We start from the raw sequence: 18,593 nt of genomic DNA, 5'->3' as shown, positions 1-18,593 counted from the left end.
CGCCCATGGGCGGCCTTTTTCATGCGTCCCGCCTGACGCGGGAACCGGCACCGGCTTACTTGTTCTTGCCGTTGGTGGCGAGGCCGAGGATGGTCATGGCCTCCTGCTTCAACTTGTCCGCCTCGGCCGCATCCAGCACCTGCACGTCGCTGCCGACCTGATGCTGTTTCAGCACCAGCGTGCCGTCATCGCTCCAGCCGGCGCGGTCGATCGAGGTGGGCTTGCCGTCGCGGCTGGCCATGTGCTGCTGCACGATCGCCCAGGGCTTGCCGTCCCGGTAGGCATAGTCGGTGCTGGTGAAGCCGTCCTTGGTGTACTCGACCAGCTCGCGGATGAACTGGATCTGGCCGTCCTGACGGAACAGCTGCCAGCCGCGCGAGGCGTCCTTCTCCAGCTTGGTGCCGTGGCTGACCTTCATCGCGCCGAGTTGCTTCTGCTGGTCGGAGAACTCGGCCAGCAGCTTCTCGCCGGGCGTCTGTTCGGCCACCAGCTGGATCGACACGGCGTCGTTCTTGCTGCCCTTGGCCAGCACCGGCGCCTGGATCGGCATCACGTAGTGGCGATCGCCATCGGTAAGCACGGCCTGCACCACGTACAGGTCATTCGGCTTGACGTCCGCCGGGTTGAAGGTGAGCTTGAACGGCTGCGGGAACGTGCCGGCCGGCGAGGTCCTGGTGGCCAGCGGCGCGGAGCCGACGGCGCTGGACGAGACGTCGGTCAGGTTCAGCACCAGGGTGGCCTTGTCCGAGGGCTGCGGCGAACCTTCGCGCAGGGAAATGGTGCCGCTCACCTCGCTGGGGATCGAGACCGTGGCTGCACTTTCGGGAGACGCGGGCCCGCCGTTTGCGGCCTGCTCCGACGGCGAACCTTGGCAGCCGGCCAAGGCCAGCGCAGCAACCGATACCAGCGACAAAACCGTCTTGCGCATGCCAGAAACCTCTTCTACGTGAAATCGGCACGTGGTCGCTCGGGCCTTGTGGCGCCACGACTCTACGCGGGGGAGCCTGCAAGCATATCGCAAAAAAGCGGGCACGGAAAAGTCAATCCCCCGTTCGCTTACCATGCGCGTGCGCACGCTGGTCATGCACCGCTGCGCCGGTGCAGGGCGCGATGGGCGATGTCCCGCCGATGAAAGGCGCCCTCCCAGCGCAGCCGACCCACTGCGGCGTAGGCATGCTCGCGTGCGGCGGCAAGATCGCCGCCCAGCGCGCACACGGTCAGCACGCGCCCGCCGGAGGTCACCACGCGGCCCTGCCCGTCGCGGGCAGTGCCGCCGTGGAACACTTTCACGTCGCCATCGGCGATGTCGTCCAGGCCCGCGATCGCATCGCCCGTGCGCACGCGGCCGGGGTAACCGGCGGCGGCCATCACCACGCCGATGGCGGGGCGGCTGTCCCAGCGCGCACGGGTGTGTGCCAGATGGCCGTCCAGCGCTGCATCGATCAGCTCGACCAGGTCGGATTTCAGTCGCAGCATGATCGGCTGGGTTTCCGGATCGCCGAAACGCACGTTGAACTCGATCACCTTCGGCGCGCCGGACTTGTCGATCATCAGGCCGGCGTAGAGGAAGCCGATGAACGGCGCGCCTTCGGCCGCCATGCCGCGCAGGGTCGGTTCGATCACTTCCTTCAGGATGCGTTGCTCGACTTCCGGGGTGACCACCGGCGCCGGCGAATACGCACCCATGCCGCCGGTGTTGGGGCCGAGGTCGCCCTCGTCGCGGCGCTTGTGGTCCTGGCTGGAGGCCATCGGCAAGGCATGGCTGCCGTCGCTCATCACGATGTAGCTGGCTTCCTCGCCGTCGAGGAACTCCTCGATCACCACCCGCGCCGAGGCATCGCCGAAGCTGTGCGCACCGAGCATGTCGTGCAGCGCCAGTTCGGCATCGGCCAGGGTCAACGCCACCACCACGCCCTTGCCGGCCGCCAGGCCGTCGGCCTTGATCACGATCGGCGCGCCATGCTGACGCACGTAGGCCAGCGCGGGATTCAGTTCGGTGAACAACGCGTAGTGCGCCGTGGGAATGTTGTGCCGCTGCAGGAAATCCTTGGCGAACGCCTTGGAACCTTCCAGCTGCGCGGCGATCGCGCGCGGCCCGAAGATGCGCAGGCCGGCGGCGCGAAACTTGTCGACCACGCCGGCCACCAGCGGTACTTCGGGGCCGACCACGGTCAGCCCGACCTTCTCGCGCTTCGCCAATTGCAGCAGGCCATCGAGGTCGTTCATCGCGACCTCGGCATTGCGCACGCCCGGCTCGCGCGCGGTGCCGGCATTGCCCGGCGCCACGATCACCTCGTCGACCTGCACGGACTGTCCGAGTTTCCACGCCAGCGCGTGTTCGCGTCCGCCGCTGCCGATGACCAGAACCTTCATTGCCGCACTCCCGCTCGCCACTCGGCGCAGTCGCCCATTGTAGCGGCAGCAATCCGCTGCCCGGGCGTCAGGCCGGCGATTGCAGCAGCGCCAGCAGCGCCGCGCGCGGCAGCTTGCCGGTTTCGTTGCGCGGCAAGGCGGCCACCCGCTTCAGCGGGCGTGGCAGGAACAGCGGATCGATCGCGCGGCGCAACGCGTCGAGGATGGCGTGTTCGTCCAGCTCCGGCGCCACCACCAGCGCGACGATGCGGTGCACGCCGAGCGCGTCGCCGTCGCCGTGCTGGAACACCACGCCGTCGCGCACGCCGGGAATTGCCAGCAGGCGCCGTGTGAGGTCGGCCAGCGACGCGCGCTTGCCGGCGATCTCCAGCATGTCCGCATGCCGGCCGCTCAGCCGGAAACGGCGGCCGTCACGCGACAGGCTGACGATGTCGGCCAGGGTGACGGGCGCACCGAGCTGCGGCGCCTCGACCGCGGTGCCGTCGGGTTGCGGGTGCAGGATCACGTCGTCGTACAGCAGCCACTCCTCGTCCACGACGGGGCGGCGGCTGGCGAACACGCAGGTTTCGGTGGAGCCGAACACCTCCAGCAGCGGCGCATCGAAACGCTGTTCGGCGGCGCGCGCCAGTTCGACCGGCAACGGTGCGGTGGCCGACACCATTGCCGCGATCGCCGGCAGGGCGATGCCCGATTCGATCAGCGCGCGCAGATGCACCGGCGTGGTCACCAGCACGCGCGGCAGCGGCACCGCGGCCAATGCCGCGGCCACGTCGGCAGGGAAGAACGGGCGCGCGGTATGCACGCCCACATTGCCGAGCAGCGGCAGCAGCACCGACATCTCCATGCCGTACATGTGCTGCGGCGGCACCGTGGCGACCACTTCGAAACGCTCGCCGACGATGGCATGCAGCCGCGCCAGGTTGCCCGCGTTGCTGGCGTGGAAACTGCCCCAGGTCTTCGGGTTCGCGGCCGGCGTGCCGGTGGAACCGGAGGTGTAGCCGATCGCCACGACCTGGTCGGCGGGCAGCGACGGCCAGGGCGCGTCGACGCGCGCCGGCTGCTGCGCATCGAACGACGGTAGCTGCTGGTAGCCTGGCGGCGCCGGATCGAGCGGTTGATCGCCCAGCGCATGGCAGCCTGGGTGAGCTTTCATCACCTCGTCCACCGCCTGCGGCGCACGCGAGGACGGCAGCAGGTTGGTCTGGCCGCGCAACGCCACCGCGCAGAACGCGACCAGGAAGGCATAGCGGTCTTCGCACAGGTTCACCACGGCCGGTGCGTGCGGCAGTGACGCCGCCACCGCGCGAACCTCGGCAAGGAAATGCGCGGCACTGACTGCCTCGCCCTGTCGCCATGCCACCACCCGCGCCGGATCCGCGGCCGCCAGCAAGGGCAGCAGCGGTGAAAGCTCGCGTTGGCGCGGGTCGTGGACGGTAACCAAACGACTGTCTCCGTGGATTCTCAAATGACGTGCGGCAGCATCGCGCCGCCACGCAGACCGTGGCGTGAACGCAACGGCGAGGCCATGCAAGCCTGCATCGGCGTGCGCTCCCCCCGCACGTTCAGGCGCGGATGATAGCGCCCGACAGGGCGTCGCGAATCACCGTGGGGCTGGATTGGCCGCCCAGCGGGGCATCCAGCACGCCGTCCAGCGCATCGCCGAAATATTCGGCCACGGTTGCTGCATCGCGCGCCGGCGGCTGACCATGCGGGTTCGCGCTGGTCGACACCAGCGCCCCGCCGAATGCGCGGCACAGCGCGGCAGCCGGTTCGTGCGCGGTGATCCGCAGCGCGATCCCCGCATGCGCACCGGCCACCCAGGCAGGCACGGTGGCCGCGCGCGGAAAGATCCAGGTATGCGGGCCGGGCCAGCTGGCACGTACCTGCTGCAGGATCTCGTCAGGCACGGCGGCCAGATCGATGTAGCGCTCGACCTGGCCGAAGTCCGCCGCGATCAGCAGCACGCCCTGGTTTGCCGGACGCTGCTTGAGTGCGAACACGCGCTCGAACGCGGCGCGGTCGTGCGGGTCGCAACCGAGGCCGAACACGGCCTCGGTCGGATAGGCCAGCACGCCACCGCCGTGCAGCAACGCGGCGGCGGCATCCAGCTCGGCGAGGTCGAAGTGCTGCAGCACTCAGGCGCCGGCCTGGTCGGTCGCGGATTTCCCTGCGGCGCCCTTCTTCGTCGCTGCCTTCCTGGTCGCCGTCTTCTTCGCCGTGGATTTTTTCGCCGCGGTCTTCTTGGTGGCAGCCTTCTTCACGGCGGCCTTCTTCGCCGGCGCGACTTTCTTCGCGGCAGCCTTCTTCGTTGCCGTCTTCTTGCCGAAGCGCCCCTTCTTCACGGGAGCGGCGGCCAGCAGCTCCAGGCACTGCGCCTCGGTCAGCTCCTTCGGCTCCTGCTCCTTCGGGATGCGCGCATTCTTCTCGCCGTCGGTGATGTAGGCGCCGTAGCGGCCGTTGAGCACCTGCACGCCGTTGCCGAAATCGAGGATCACCCGGTTGGCCAGCATCTCCAGCTTGTCGGCCACCAGTTGCAGCGCCCGCGGCAGTTCGATCGTGTACGGATCGTCCTCGGGCTTGAGCGAGGCATAGGTGCTGCCCTGCTTCACGAACGGGCCGAACCGGCCGATGCCCACGCTCACCTCGTCGCCGTTTTCCGCCTGGCCCAGCTTGCGCGGCAGCTTGAACAGCTCCAGCGCCTCGGCCAGGCTGATGGTGTGCATGCTCTGGCCCGGGCGCAGCGAGGCGAACTGCAGCTTCTCGTCGCTGTCCTTGTCGCCGATCGCCGCGTACGGCCCGAACCGGCCCAGCCGCACGAATACCGGCTTGCCGGTCTTCGGGTCACTGCCCAGCTCGCGCGCGCCGGTAGCCTCGCTGCGGTCGACCGACTCGGCCTTCTCGTCCACCTGCTGCTTGAACGGCTGCCAGAAGCGCTGCATCAGCGGCACCCAGGCCTCCTCGCCGCGGCTGACCGCGTCCAGCTCATCCTCGAGCTTGGCGGTGAAGTCGTAGTCGACGTAACGGGTGAAATGCTGGGTGAGGAACTTGCTGACCGCGCGGCCCACGTCGGTGGGCTTGAAGCGGCGGTTGTCGAGGAACACGTACTCGCGGTTCTGCAGCACCTGGATGATGCTGGCGTAGGTCGACGGCCGGCCGATGCCGTACTCCTCCAGCGCCTTGACCAGGCTCGCCTCGGAGTAGCGCGGCGGCGGTTCGGTGAAGTGCTGGTCGGCGACGATCTCGTGCAGCGGTACCGCCTCGCCCTTCGCCAGCCGCGGCAGGCGACGGCCTTCGTCGTCGTCCTCTGCGGTTTTCTGGTCCCGGCCTTCCTCGTACACGGCGAGGAAGCCGGGATCGATCACGGTGGTGCCGCTGGCGCGGAACGAGGCGTCGCCGCCGGGAGCGTGCGGCAGCGCGAACTCCACCGTGACGGTGTTCAGCGTGGCGTGGATCATCTGGCAGGCCACCGTGCGCTTCCAGATCAGCTCGTACAGCTTGCGCTGGTCGTCGTTGAGGAAGGCGGCTACCGATTTCGGCGTGCGCATCGCCGAGGTCGGGCGGATCGCCTCATGTGCTTCCTGCGCGTTCTTCGACTTGGTCTTGTACACCTGCGCCGCGTCCGGCAGCGCCTGGCCACCGAAGTCGCGCGCGATCAGCTGGCGCAACTCGGCCATGGCGTCCTCACCGAGCATGGTCGAGTCGGTACGCATGTAGGTGATCAGGCCGACGTTGCCCTCGTCGCCCAGGGCCACGCCTTCGTACAGGCCCTGCGCCACCTTCATCGTGCGGCTGGTGGTGAAGCCGAGCTTGCGCGCGGCCTCCTGCTGCAGGGTGGAGGTGGTGAACGGCGCGGCCGGGCGGCGCTTGCGCTCCTTCGAGGTGACGTCGCTGACAGTGAGCTGGCCGCGTGCAGCCTGTTTCAGCGCCGCACGCGCGGCTTGCGCATCGGCTTCGTTGGTGAGGTCGAACTGCTCGAACTTCTTGCCGTTGAGACGCGACAGCCGCGCGCTGAAGTCGCCGTCGGCGTGCTTGAGCTGGGCCTCGACGGTCCAGTACTCGCGCGCCTTGAACGCCTCGATCTCTTCCTCGCGCTCGACGATCATGCGCAGCGCCGGCGACTGCACCCGGCCGGCGGACAGCCCGCGCTGCACCTTGCGCCACAGCACCGGCGAGAGGTTGAAGCCGACCAGGTAGTCCAGCGCGCGGCGCGCCTGCTGCGCATCGACCAGGTCGTGCGACAGCTGCCGCGGCGCGGCTACCGCGGCCTTGATCGCCTTCGGCGTGATCTCGGAAAACACCACCCGATGCAGTTGCTTGCCCTTGGTCAGGCCGCGCTCGCCCAGGATCTCGCTGATGTGCCAGCTGATCGCCTCGCCTTCGCGATCCAAGTCGGTCGCGAGGTAGATGTCGTCGGCCAGCTTGGCCGCCTTGGCGATCGCGTCGACGTGCTTCTGGTTGCGCTCGATCACCTCGTAGGCCATCGCGAAACCGTGCTCGGTGTCGACCGCGCCCTCCTTCGGCTTGAGGTCGCGCACGTGGCCGTAGGAGGCGAGGACCTGGAAGTCCTTGCCGAGGTATTTGTTGATCGTCTTGGCCTTGGCCGGCGACTCGACGATGAGCAGGTTTTTTGCCATGAAACGGGATATCCGAAAGTGAACCACCGGCGCTTCCGTGCCGGGCATATATATAGTTGAAACCACGTCGCAGCTTGGGCTGTCAAGCCTGCAGGGGCAAGGGCATGGCCTGGTAGGCATTCCCCGGGCGACGCTCGATGCGCCCGTCCAGCTCGAGCATCAGCAGCATCGAGGACAGCGTTCCGGTCGACAGTCCGGTGCGCTGCACAAGTTCTTCCATTGTCGCCGGTTCGTGGCCAAGTGCGGACAACAATCGCCGATAATCGGGATCCGCCACGGTCGTCATGACGGCTTCTCCAGCCCCTTCTTCACTCAGCCGCGCGGCCAGTTCCAGGCCCAGCGAACGGGCCGCGGGAGCCAGCAATTCGACGATTTCCGAAGCGTGTTCCACCAGCCGTGCGCCGTCGCGGATCAGCCGGTGGCAGCCGCTGGCCAGCGGATTGTGGATCGATCCGGGCAGCGCGAACACCTCGCGACCCTGCTCGGCGGCCAACCGCGCGGTGATCAGCGAGCCCGAGCGCAGCCCCGCCTCGATCACCAGCACGCCCAGTGCCAGCCCGGAGATGATCCGGTTGCGGCGGGGGAAATGGTCGGGCCGCGCTGCCGTGCCGGGCGGGAACTCGCTGACCAGCGCGCCGTGTTCGGCCAGGCGTCGGGCCAGCGCGTGATGCTTGCGCGGATAGACCCGGTCGGGCCCGGTGCCGATCACCGCCAGCGCCTTCGCGCCGGCATCCAGCGCGGCGGCGTGTGCCGCGCCGTCGATGCCGTCGGCCATGCCGCTGGTGATCGTGAAACCCGCCCCGGCGAGCGTGCGGGCGAACGCGCGCGCGTGGGCCATGCCGCTGGCACTGGCCGCACGCGCACCGACGATGGCCACCTGCGGATGCAGCAGCAGGCTCGGGTCGCCGGCCACGAACAGCACCGCCGGCGGCTGCGGGATGTGTTCCAGCTGCGGCGGGAAATCCGCATCCGTGCAACGCAGCAGCCGATGGCCGGGCTCGGCCAGCCACGCCAGGTCTTGCGCCAGGCGCGCCTCGTCCGGGCGCGCCAGCCAGGCCCGCGCGGCAGGGTCGAACGTGGCGCCGTCCCGATGCAACTGCGCCAGCGCGGCATGGATGTCGCCGCCGCTGCGATCCAGCCACTGGCGCAGGCCGCCGGGGCCGAGTCCGGGCGTGCGCAGCGCGGTCAGCCAGGCGCGGAGTTCATCGTCGTCAGCAGGGAGCGGGTCATGCATGCCCGGGAGTGTACGCAGCGACCGCAGACGAAGACGGCGCGGTGGTGGCCGCGCCGTCGTGTAGGCAGATGCCGCTGTCGTGGCCGCTATTCGGGCTTGGTCAGCCGGCCGCCGGCGTGCACCGGGCGCAGGCTGTCCATCACCAGGCCATAGCTGACCCGGTCGAAGGTGCGGAACACCATCACGTGGCCGACATACTCGTCCGGCAGCGTCACCCGTTCGCCCACGCTGCGGTTCGCGCTGTTGCTGGCGACGTCGTCGTGGATGGTTTCGCCCGGTTCGAAGATGGAGAACGTGGTGCCGTTGTCGACGCCGTCGCGGGCGCCGACCGAGAGCAGCACCACCTGGCGCGAGCCCGCCGCGCGCAGGGCGTCGGCGAAACCGATCACCTTGGCGTCGGCCGGCAGCGACTTCGGCGCATGCGGGTAGTAGTACGCGTCGTACGGGCTGTCGTCGATCGGCAGGATGCGGTCGCCGCTGCGGATCTCGCGGGTGGAGTCGAGCAGCAGCATGGTCGCCGGATCGCCGGTACGCAGGGTCTCGGCGGTGCCGATCACCGTCACCTCGACGCCGAGGTCGTCGCCCTTGCCGTAGTGGCCGTCATTGCGCGAATCCTCGCGCCACGGCGCGTTGACCATCGCCGCATTGCTGTCCAGGCCATGCGCCACCAGGTCGGCATCTGCCGGATCGTTCTGGTCGAAGCCGCGGAACACGTGGCTGGGCCGCACGATCGCCCAGCGCTGGCCCGGCTCGCCCTGCAGGCCGCGCACGTAGAGGTTCTGGCCGACGGCGCCGCGCAAGCGGTTCTCTTCCAGGCCGACCACGTAGGGCGCGGAACTGACGGCGTTGGAATCCATCACCCGCATGTCTTTCAGGAACATCTTCAGCTGGCTGAGCGGGATCGCCGGCACCGCCTCGCTTTCGCGACGCACGCCCGGCTCCAGCCGCAGGCTCGGGCCATTGATGAAGGACAGGTTGAGCACGTCGCCCGGATAGATCAGGTGGGGATTGCGCACCTGCGGGTTGGCCTGCCAGATCTCCGGCCACAACCACGGCTTGGCCAGGAATTTGGCGGAGATGTCCCACAACGTGTCGCCACGGCGAACGGTGTAGCTGTCGGGGTGATTGGCACGCAATTGCGCGCCCGCGGCATAGACGGTCAGGGTGACCAGCATGCCGGCCAGCAACACGATTGTCTTTCTGATCATTGGCGGGAATCCCCCTTCCCCAGATGCTCGGTCGAGTGTAACCGAATGGTTAACCCGCGCAACTGGCGCGGGTTGGCAAAAATCGTCTGCGCTCGCGTGCTTGCCGACGTACAATGATGCACATTCTAGTTCGCGTCGGGGTGGGGTTTTTACCAATTCGCCCGCACTTTCGACGCCGAGGTGAAGCGATGTCCATACTTTCCATTCTGGAGTTCCCCGACCCGCGCCTGCGCACCCGCGCCGCGCCGGTCACCGCGTTCGACGCCAAGCTGAAGCAGTTCGTCGCCGACATGTTCGAGACCATGTACGCGGCCAACGGCGTCGGCCTGGCCGCCACCCAGGTCAACGTGCACCAGCGGGTGCTGGTGGCCGACATGAGCGAGGGGCGCAACCAGCCGCTGGCGCTGATCAATGCCCAGCTGCTGGAAAAGGACGGCTCGCAGGTCTACCAGGAGGGCTGCCTGTCGTTTCCGGGGCTGTACGCCGACGTCACTCGCGCGCTGAAGGTGAAGGTCAAGGCGCAGGACGTGGACGGCAAGGACATCGTGGTGGAGGCCGAGGGCCCGCTGGCCGTATGCATCCAGCACGAGATGGATCACCTGGACGGCAAGGTCTTCGTCGATTATCTGTCGCCGCTCAAGCGCAGCCTGCTGCTGAAGCGGCTGGACAAGCAGCGCAAGCAGGCGGCGAGTGCTTGAGTAGCGCCGGCCTGCGGCTGGCCTTTGCCGGCACCCCCGAGTTCTCCGTGCCTTGTTTCGAGGCCTGCCGCGCCAGCGGCGCCGAGCTGGTGGCCGTCTATACCCAGCCCGACCGCCCGGCCGGTCGCGGCCGCAAGCTGGCGCCCAGTCCGGTCAAACAGGCCGCGCTGGCCACCGGGGTGGCGGTCGAGCAGCCCGAGTCGCTGAAATCCGCCGAGGCGCAGCAGCGGCTCGCCGACTACCGTCCCGACCTGCTGGTGGTGGTCGCCTACGGCCTGATCCTGCCGCGCAAGGTGCTGGCAATCCCCCGCCTGGGCTGCTGGAACGTGCACGCGAGCATGCTGCCGCGCTGGCGCGGTGCCGCACCGATCCAGCGCGCGATCCTCGCCGGCGACGCCGAGAGCGGCGTCGACCTGATGCAGATGGAAGCCGGCCTCGATACCGGCCCGGTGTTGTTGAGCCGGCGCACCCCGATCCACCGTGACGACACCGGCGGCTCGCTGCACGACCGCCTTGCCGCCCTGGGTGCCCAGGTGCTGGCCGAGGGCCTGCGCCGCACACTGGCCGGCGAGGTGCTGGTGGCCACGCCGCAACCGGCCGATGGGGTGACCTACGCGCACAAGCTGGAGAAGGCCGAGGCGAAGCTCGACTTCCGCCGTCCGGCCATCGAGCTGGAACGCCAAGTGCGCGCATTCGACCCGTGGCCGGTGGCCGAGGCGGAGATCGCCGGCGAATCGCTGCGGATCTGGGCCGCCCGAGCGATCGAGGCGGACCACCACGCCGCTCCGGGCAGCGTACTGGCGAGCGGGCGTGAAGGCATCGACATCGCCTGCGGCAACGGCGCGCTGCGCATCACCGCGGTACAGCGTGCCGGCGGCAAACGCATCGGCGCGGCGGACTATCTCAACGCCCGCCCCGACCTGCGCCAGCGCCCGTGAAAACCGACACCCGCGCCCTCGCCGCCAGGGGTCTGGCCGAGATCGCCCTGCGCGGCGCCTCGCTGCGCGAGGTGATGGAACGCAGCGCCCCGAAGCTGACCGACCCACGCGACCGCGCGCTGCTGATGGCCCTGCTCAGTGAAGGCGCGCGCTGGTGGCTGCGCTTCGACCCGGCCATCGACGGGCTGCTGGAGAAACCGCTGCGCCACAAGGACCCGGCGGTGCACGCACTGCTGGTGCTGGGGCTGGTGCAGCTGGAGATCCTCGAACTGCAGGATTACGCCGCGGTGGCCGCCACCGTGGAGGCAGTGCGTGCGCTGAAACGCCCGCAGCTCGCCGGCCTGGTCAACGCCGTGCTGCGCCGCTGGCAGCGCGAGCGAACCGCGCGGCTGGCCGCGCTCGACGCCAACCCCGCCACGCGCCACGCCCATCCCGCCTGGCTGGCCGCGGTGCTCGAACGCGACTGGCCGCAACAGGCCGCCGCGGTGATGGCGGCCGACAACGGCGAGCCGCCGCTGATGCTGCGGGTCAATCGCCGGCGCTGCCAGCGCGAAACGCTGATCGGCCAACTGCAGGCCGCCGGCCACGCGGCCACCGCCCACCCGTGGCTGGCCGACGCGCTGGTGCTGCCGCACAGCACCGACGTCACCCGGCTGCCCGGCTTCGACGCCGGACACTTCGCGGTGCAGGACGGCGCCGCCCAGGTCGCCGCCGACCTCGCCGACCTGCGCGACGGCCTGCGCGTGCTGGACGCCTGCGCCGCGCCCGGCGGCAAGGCCTGCCATCTGCTGGAGCGCGCCGACATCGACCTCACCGCGCTGGAGTTCGAGCCCGCGCGCGCCGAACGCATCCGGCAGAACCTGATGCGCCTGCGACTGGACGCGAAGATCGTGGTCGGCGACGCCGGCATGCCCGCGCGCTGGTGGAAGGGCCAGCGGTTCGACCGCATCCTGATCGACGCGCCCTGCTCGGCCAGCGGCGTGCTGCGCCGCCGGCCGGACGTGCGCCTGCATCGGCGCGAGAGCGACATCGCCGCAATGGGCGCGCAGCAGCGGCGCATCCTCGCCGCGCTGTGGCCGTTGCTGGCGCCGGGCGGGAGACTGGTCTACATCACCTGCTCGGTGCTGCGCGCGGAGAACGAGGCGGTGGTCGGCGCGTGGCTGGGGCAGCAGGAGGACGCACAAGCGATACCGATCAGCCTGCCGGTCGGCCAGGCCGCCGCGACGGGCTGGCAGATCCTGCCCGGCGACGGCGATCTGGACGGCATGTATTACGCCGTGTTGCGCAAGCGCGGCTGAGCACACCTGCGGCAAGGGCGGGGCTGTGCGGGATCGTGCCGGCCGTTTATGCTTGCCGTCCCTGTCCCCGCAGCGGAACTCCCTCCATCGTGAATCCCCCGGTGCCCTTGTCCCGCGCCCGTCCGCTGTGGTTGCGCGACGCCCGTTGGGAGCTGGTCGTGTTCGGCGCGTTCGCGCTGCTGGTGCTGGCCGCCGGGCTGGGGTTGCGCGATCCGTGGCCTTCGGACGAACCGCGCTTCGCGCTGGTCGCGCAGTGGATGGTCGAGCACGGCCAGTGGCTGTTCCCGCATCGTGGCCACGAGCTGTACCCGGACAAGCCACCGGTGTTCATGTGGCTGCAGGCGCTCAGCTACTACCTCACCCACAACTGGCGCATTGCCTTCCTGCTGCCCTCGCTGCTCGCCGCACTGGGCGCGCTGGCGCTGGTCTACGACCTGGCACGCCGGCTGTGGAACCACCGCAGCGCGCTGCTGGCCGCGGCCACGCTGCTGGTCACCATCCACTTCACCTACCAGATGCGCAACGCGCAGATCGACCCGCTGCTGCTGGGCTGGATGACGCTGGCCAACTACGGCCTGCTGCGCCATCTGCTGCTGGGGCCATGCTGGCGCTGGTTCGCGATCGGCTGCTTCTTCGCCGGCGTGGGCGTGGCGACCAAGGGCGTGGGTGTGCTGGCGCTGCTGATGCTGGTGCCGTACCTGGTCGCGCGTCGCGGCCACTGGCGGCAGCTCGCCCTGCCCACCGGCGGCTGGCGCTGGGCCGGCGGCCTGGCGCTGTTCTTCGTGGCGATCCTCGGCTGGCTGCTGCCGATGCTGCTGGTCGCCCGTGCCGACGGCGACCCGCAGCACGCCGAGTACGTGCAGAACATCCTGTTCGGGCAGACCGTGCACCGCTACGCCACGCCCACCGGGCACATCCATTCGCCGTTCTACTTCCTCGGCATCATCGTGGTCGACTGGCTGCCGCTGTCGCTGCTGCTGCCGTGGGCGTTGCCGGCGTGGTGGCGCCGGCTGAAGCGGCGCGACGCGCGTTTCCTGCTGCCGCTGGGCTGGGCCGCGCTGGTGCTGTTGTTCTTCTCGATCAGCCCCGGCAAGCGCGACGTCTACATCCTGCCGGCGCTGCCGATGGTGGCGCTGGCGCTGGCGCCGCTGCTGCCAGGGCTGCTGCGTCGACGCGGCGTGCGCGTCGCGGTGTTCGCGCTGACCGTGCTGCTGGCCGGCACGCTGGCCGCCGCCTCGGCGCTGGCGATCCATCGCCACCCGGCCTGGGCGCTGAAGATCGAACAGAGCCTGGACCCGCGGATCTGGTGGATGCTGCTGGCCACCGGCGTGGCCGGCCTCGCCATCGCCGCGCTGACGCGGGTGCGCCGCGCGCCGCTGGGCTGGCTGCTGTTCGCCGGCGTGCTGTGGAGCGTGTATGGGGTATGGGGCTATCCGCTACTCAACGGCGACCGCTCGGCGCGCGACGTGATGGTCGAGGCGCGCGCCATCGCCGGCCCGCAGGCCACCATCGGCCTGCTCGCATGGAAGGAACAGAACCTGCTGATGGCGCAGGGCCCGGTGGCCGAGTTCGGTTTTCTCAGGCCATGGCCGCAGCAATACGCCGAGGCGGTCGCCTGGCTGCAAGCCGATCCGGCGCAACGCTGGGTGTTCAGCCTGGACGAGGCGATGGGCGCCTGCGTGGATCGCGCGCGCGCCGTCCACGTCGGCCACGCCAACCGGCGCGATTGGTGGATGTTCAGGCACGACGCGGTAATACCCGGGTGCATCCCCCGTACCGCAGGCGACGACGACGAATGACCCGCCCCACCGCCTCTCCACGCCGCGCAGCTCGTCGCGCGGCGCTCTCCGCGAGCGTGACGCGCGCATGACCGACACTCGCCTCGCGCAGGCGTTCGCGCGCCCCGGGCCGGCGTGGGCCGTGTCGCTCCTGCTCGCCCTGATGCCGCTGTCGTTCTCGATCGACTGGGGGATCAAGGCCCTGCCGTCGGCGCTGCTGTTCCTGCTGGGGTTGGCGCTGATGGCAAGCACCGCCTCGATCCGGCGCAGCTATCGCGCAGCGTGGCCGGTGGTGGCGGTGGCGCTGGTGATGATCGGCTTCGTGATCTTCAACGTGCTGCTGCACGGCCTGGGCTGGCGGCCGCTGGATCGGCCGGCGCACATCCTGCTGTTCCTGGTCGTGGCGGCGTGCTTCAGCCTGCCGTTGCGGATGCGGGTGGTGTGGATCGGTTTCAGCCTCGGCGCCATCGTGCTGGGCGCGGCCGCCGTGGTGCAGGCCTACGCGCTCGGCATCGACCGTCCGCACGGCCTCAACGGCGGCCCGTCGGCCTCGATCGAACTGGCCACGGTGTTGCTGGGCCTGTCGACGATGGCGCTGGTGCAATTCCTGGCGCACGGCACGCCGCGTCGGGAACGTTGGCTGCATCTGTTGGCGATGGGTTGCGCCATGTACGGCGCGCTGCTGACCCAGAGCCGCGGCCCGCTGCTGGCGTTTGCGCCGGTCTTCCTGCTGCTGGTGCTGCTGCACGGACGACGCTGTGGACACTGGCGCTCCAGTCTGCTGCTGGTTGGCGCCGTGTTCGTGGTGGCCGGGACCGTCACCTTCGGCATGCGCGGCGAGATGGTGGAGCGGTTCCAGGCCATCGCGCCGGAGGTCACCCGCTTCGACCACCGCCTGGCCACCCATGGCGCGGTGATCGAGCGGCTGGAGATGTGGCGCACCGCGGCGCGCGCCTTCGGCGAACACCCGCTGGTGGGCATCGGCGTGGGCCAGTTCGACGCGTATACGCGCAAGGAGATCGCCGCCGGCCGCAGCCATGCCGCGATCGAGCGCTACAACCAGCCGCACAACGAGTATCTGGAAGCGGCCGCCACCGGCGGTGTGCCGGGTCTGCTGGCGCTGCTGGCAGTGTTCCTGGTGCCGCTGTACTACTTCGGCCGGCGCGTGCTGGATGCGGACGACGAGGTGGCGCTGCCGGCTGCCGTCGGCGCGGGCGTGATCGTCTTGTACATGCTGTGCGCGCTCACCGACGCGGTGTTCTACCGGGTGATGACGCAATCGTTCTATTTCTTCACGGTGTTGGGGCTGGCGCTGCGGCTCGCCTGGCTGCGCCACGCCGAGACGCGCCGGGCGTCCGCGGCCTGATCGGCGCGGACGATCTCCTCACGCGGTGGCGGCAGCCGGTGGCGCGGCCACGCGACCCACCGGCACCGGCGGTCGCAACGGCGTCGGTGCAGTGACCGCGCGCAGGTCCACCGGCGCGACGGCGAACTCGTCGCGGTATTGCTCGACGCCTCGTTCGCAGCGAACGAGGTTGCGCTGCCGGGTGTCGGCCAGGATGCGGTCGTTGGGGTTGTCCACCAGATGCTTGCGGGTGGGGTGGTAGAGATGCACCGCCAGCGCACCCAGGCGCAGGTCGCGGCGCAGCAGGCCGGCGTGGAAGGCGCGCACGGCCAGCTCGGTGTCCTCGCGGCCCCAGCCGGTCATCGCCTCGTTGAAACCGTTGAGGCGCAGCAGGTCGTCGCGCCAGAAACCCATGTTGCAACTCTTGATGCCGCGCTGGCGCATGCTCGGACGGGCGAACAGGTGGGCCAGCAGCGGGAGGCGCACGGTGTGGCGGCGACGGTCGATGCCGCGGCGGAAGAAATCCGGAAAGGTCGGCCTGCAGCCCAGCATCTCTTTTACCGAGCTGGCATCGGTGAGCACGCGCGAACCCTGGGTGAAGCAGCCATGCCGGGCGAAGCGGCGGTGATCGGCGATGAAATGCCGCTCCACCACCATGTCGCCATCGAGCAGGATGAGATAGTCGCCCTGCGCGGCGGCGATCGCGCGGTTGCGCGCGCGGCTCATGCGCGCGCCGTCGTCGGGCTGCCACAGGTGCACCAGCCGCACCGGAAAGTCGCGCGCCAGGCGCAGCAGCAACTCGCGCGTGGCCGGCTTCGAGCCGTCGTCCGTGACGATCACCTCATGCGGCAGTTCGGTCTGCCTGGCCAGCGCGCGCAGCACCAGCTCCAGGGCCTCGGGCCAGTTGTATGTGATCACGGCGACGCTGATGCGCATGGCTGTCCCCCGACCGGCGGTTCACGAAGATGGGCAATGAGTGCGACCTCCGGCCGCTGGCAGACACTCGCGTTCCGCCACTTTCCGCCGGGTGATCCACGCCCGATGTCTGACCCTTGGGCGATCTCCTGACGCTAGCTGGTGGGTACTTCGGTACCCGATTGCCGTCCGACGGCAACCTACTGAAAACGCTGGCGCGCCCGGAATCCCTCCACTCGCCTGCCAGCCACAGTTCACTCCGCATTCACATCATAACCCAGCCTCGGGCGGATGGCATGATTCGGCTAGAATCCCCGCCATGCCCGCGTTTCCCCTGACCCTCGCCGTGATCACCCGCAACGAGGCGGCCCACATCGCGCGCTGCCTGGACAGCGTGCCGTTCGCCGCCGAGAAGCTGGTGGTGGACTGCGGCAGCGACGACGACACGGTGGCGATCGCGCAGGCGCATGGTGCGCGCGTCGTCCACCAGGACTGGCTCGGTTTCGGGCCGCAGCGCAATTTCGCCGCCGGCCAGTGCGCGCACGACTGGATCCTGGTGCTGGACGCCGACGAGTACCTCGGCCGCGACCTCGCCGAGGAACTGCAGCGACGCCTGCCCGCGCTGATGGCCGGCGACGCCGCCGCGGCATACCTGCGCCGCAGCACGGTCTACATGGGCGCGCCGATGCGCTGGTACCGGCCATCGACGGGCGAGCGCATGGCCCGCCTGTACCACCGCGGTCGCGCACGCTGGAGCGATGCGCGCGTGCACGAATCGCTGCAGTTCGACGGCCCCGCACCCACCCTGCGCGGCAGCTTCCTGCACACCAACAACCCGACCCTGGTGCACAAGCAGCTCAAGGTGCTGCAGTACGCCGAACTGAAATGCCGGGACTGGCTGGACCACGGCAAGCCGGCACGGATGTGGCAGGCGCCGTTCGTCTACGCGCTGGCCTTTCTCAAGGATTACCTGTTCCGGCTGGCCTGCCTGGACGGCTGGCGCGGCTTCGTGATCGCGCAGACCGCTGCCAGCTACGCGCTGTACAAGCGCATGCGTTATTACGAGATGACGCGCAACCCGGCATCCGTCGAACAGGCCGCCAATGCGCTGCGCGCGCAGGGCGCGAGCATCGAATGAACAACCCGAAGCGCTATCTGATGTACGGCTCCGAGCGCTACGCGCTGGCTATCCTGCGCCCGCTGCAGGAGGCGGTGCGCGCCCGCGGCGGCGAGGCGGCGTGGTTTTTCGACGGCCCCGGCGCCGAGGACCTGGTCGAGGGCGAGCGCCTGCTCGACGTGGCCGGTGTGCGCGCGTGGAAGCCCGATGCCGTGCTGACCCCGGGCAACCACCTGCCGCACTTCTTCCCCGGCGTGAAGGTCGAGGTGTTCCACGGCTTCGACGCCGGCAAGCCGCGCCACATCTACATCCGCGGTTTCTTCGACCTGTACTGCACCACCGGCCCGCGCGACACCACGCAGTTCCAGGCGCTGGCCGACCAGCTTGGCCACTTTGCGGTGACCGAGACCGGCTGGCCCAAGCTCGACCCGTTCATGCGCGAGATCGCCGGCCCGCTGCCGCCGGTGCGCCGGCCGCCGGTGATCCTCTACCACTCGACCTTTTCGCCGTCGTGGAGCGCCGCCGAGACGTTGTACGAGGAAGTGAAGCGGCTGTCCCGCGACGGTCGCTGGCACTGGATCGTCACCTTCCACCCGAAGATGAACCCGGAGACCACGGCGAAGTTCAAGGCACTGCAGAACGAGTACCTCACCTTCGCCGAGAACGACAACATCCTCGAACTGTTCCCGCAGGTCGACATGATGTGTTCGGACACCTCCTCGGCGCTCAACGAATTCCTGCTCACCGGCAAGCCGGTGGTCACCTTCAGGAACCGCCGGCCCGGGCCGCAGCTGATCGACATCGACGACGCGAAGGATTTCGAGCCGGCGATCGAGCGCGCGCTGGCGCGGCCGGCGGAACTGATGCAGGCGATCGCCGACTACGGCAACGCGATCCACCCGCACCGCGACGGCCACTCCAGCGAGCGCGTGCTCGATGCGATCGATGCCTTCCTCGCCCGCGGCGGTCGCAACCGCCGGCGCAAGCCTCTCAACCTGTGGCGCAAGCTGAAACTGCGTCGCCGCATCGGCTACTGGGGCCCGGCCTAGACGCGG

15 protein-coding genes are annotated in these 18,593 nt (G+C 69.5%); 7 read left to right on the top strand and 8 right to left on the bottom strand.

The genetic code is table 11. The features are described 5' to 3' along the window. Window positions 1-55: 55 nt before the first annotated feature. The 7 genes from B1991_RS06725 to B1991_RS06695 form a co-directional block, all read right to left on the bottom strand. Window positions 56-928, bottom strand: a complete 873-nt coding sequence (locus tag B1991_RS06725) for a YbaY family lipoprotein (RefSeq protein ID WP_136257955.1) — start codon at window positions 926-928, stop codon at window positions 56-58. Between the two features lie 152 nt (window positions 929-1,080). Next, entirely contained in the window at window positions 1,081-2,373 is a 1,293-nt protein-coding gene (gene purD / locus B1991_RS06720) for a phosphoribosylamine--glycine ligase (protein WP_136257954.1), read from the bottom strand. 67 nt (window positions 2,374-2,440) lie between these two features. Beyond that, complete coding sequence (locus B1991_RS06715) at window positions 2,441-3,814, bottom strand: AMP-binding protein (RefSeq protein WP_136257953.1); 1,374 nt, start codon at window positions 3,812-3,814, stop codon at window positions 2,441-2,443. A gap of 121 nt (window positions 3,815-3,935) precedes the next feature. Beyond that, window positions 3,936-4,508 (bottom strand): L-threonylcarbamoyladenylate synthase type 1 TsaC, encoded by a 573-nt coding sequence (tsaC, locus tag B1991_RS06710; RefSeq protein ID WP_136257952.1) that lies wholly within the window; start codon window positions 4,506-4,508, stop codon window positions 3,936-3,938. Continuing rightward, window positions 4,509-7,007, bottom strand: coding sequence for a DNA topoisomerase I (locus B1991_RS06705; RefSeq protein WP_136257951.1), 2,499 nt, complete (start codon window positions 7,005-7,007; stop codon window positions 4,509-4,511). 82 nt (window positions 7,008-7,089) lie between these two features. After that, complete coding sequence (gene dprA, locus B1991_RS06700; RefSeq protein ID WP_136257950.1) at window positions 7,090-8,241, bottom strand: DNA-processing protein DprA; 1,152 nt, start codon at window positions 8,239-8,241, stop codon at window positions 7,090-7,092. A gap of 86 nt (window positions 8,242-8,327) precedes the next feature. Further along, complete coding sequence (locus B1991_RS06695; RefSeq protein ID WP_136257949.1) at window positions 8,328-9,449, bottom strand: LysM peptidoglycan-binding domain-containing protein; 1,122 nt, start codon at window positions 9,447-9,449, stop codon at window positions 8,328-8,330. 188 nt (window positions 9,450-9,637) lie between these two features. Here B1991_RS06695 and def point away from each other — a divergent pair, with 188 nt between their 5' ends. The 5 genes from def to B1991_RS06670 all read left to right on the top strand — a co-directional run bounded on the left by def (window position 9,638) and on the right by B1991_RS06670 (window position 15,527). Continuing rightward, window positions 9,638-10,147: a peptide deformylase gene (gene def / locus B1991_RS06690; RefSeq protein ID WP_136257948.1), complete on the top strand. Its 510-nt coding sequence runs from the start codon at window positions 9,638-9,640 to the stop codon at window positions 10,145-10,147. An 11-nt stretch (window positions 10,148-10,158) separates the two neighbouring features. Continuing rightward, window positions 10,159-11,085, top strand: a complete 927-nt coding sequence (gene fmt / locus B1991_RS06685; protein WP_210772097.1) for a methionyl-tRNA formyltransferase — start codon at window positions 10,159-10,161, stop codon at window positions 11,083-11,085. Continuing rightward, a complete protein-coding gene (rsmB, locus tag B1991_RS06680; RefSeq protein ID WP_136257946.1) occupies window positions 11,082-12,383 on the top strand; it encodes a 16S rRNA (cytosine(967)-C(5))-methyltransferase RsmB in 1,302 nt (433 codons plus the stop codon). The genes fmt and rsmB overlap by 4 nt, the downstream gene beginning before the upstream one ends. An 89-nt stretch (window positions 12,384-12,472) precedes the next feature. Further along, window positions 12,473-14,182, top strand: coding sequence for an ArnT family glycosyltransferase (locus B1991_RS06675; protein ID WP_136257945.1), 1,710 nt, complete (start codon window positions 12,473-12,475; stop codon window positions 14,180-14,182). A 67-nt stretch (window positions 14,183-14,249) separates the two neighbouring features. Continuing rightward, window positions 14,250-15,527: an O-antigen ligase family protein gene (locus B1991_RS06670; RefSeq protein WP_136257944.1), complete on the top strand. Its 1,278-nt coding sequence runs from the start codon at window positions 14,250-14,252 to the stop codon at window positions 15,525-15,527. 18 nt (window positions 15,528-15,545) lie between these two features. Here B1991_RS06670 and B1991_RS06665 read toward each other — a convergent pair whose 3' ends face one another. Next, the gene (locus tag B1991_RS06665; RefSeq protein WP_136257943.1) at window positions 15,546-16,442 is read right to left on the bottom strand and encodes a glycosyltransferase family 2 protein; all 897 of its coding nucleotides are present in this window, start codon (window positions 16,440-16,442) and stop codon (window positions 15,546-15,548) included. A 298-nt stretch (window positions 16,443-16,740) separates the two neighbouring features. Between B1991_RS06665 and B1991_RS06660 the strand changes: the two genes are divergently transcribed. Beyond that, entirely contained in the window at window positions 16,741-17,559 is an 819-nt protein-coding gene (locus B1991_RS06660) for a glycosyltransferase family 2 protein (RefSeq protein WP_136257942.1), read from the top strand. Next, window positions 17,556-18,587, top strand: coding sequence for a CDP-glycerol glycerophosphotransferase family protein (locus B1991_RS06655; RefSeq protein WP_136257941.1), 1,032 nt, complete (start codon window positions 17,556-17,558; stop codon window positions 18,585-18,587). The genes B1991_RS06660 and B1991_RS06655 overlap by 4 nt, the downstream gene beginning before the upstream one ends. The last annotated feature ends 6 nt before the right edge of the window (window positions 18,588-18,593 follow it).

Source organism: Rhodanobacter lindaniclasticus, from assembly GCF_004799035.1.
Lineage (GTDB): Bacteria > Pseudomonadota > Gammaproteobacteria > Xanthomonadales > Rhodanobacteraceae > Rhodanobacter > Rhodanobacter lindaniclasticus.
Note: the sequence above shows the minus strand (reverse complement) of the source record. Positions and strands in the feature narration are given on the sequence as shown.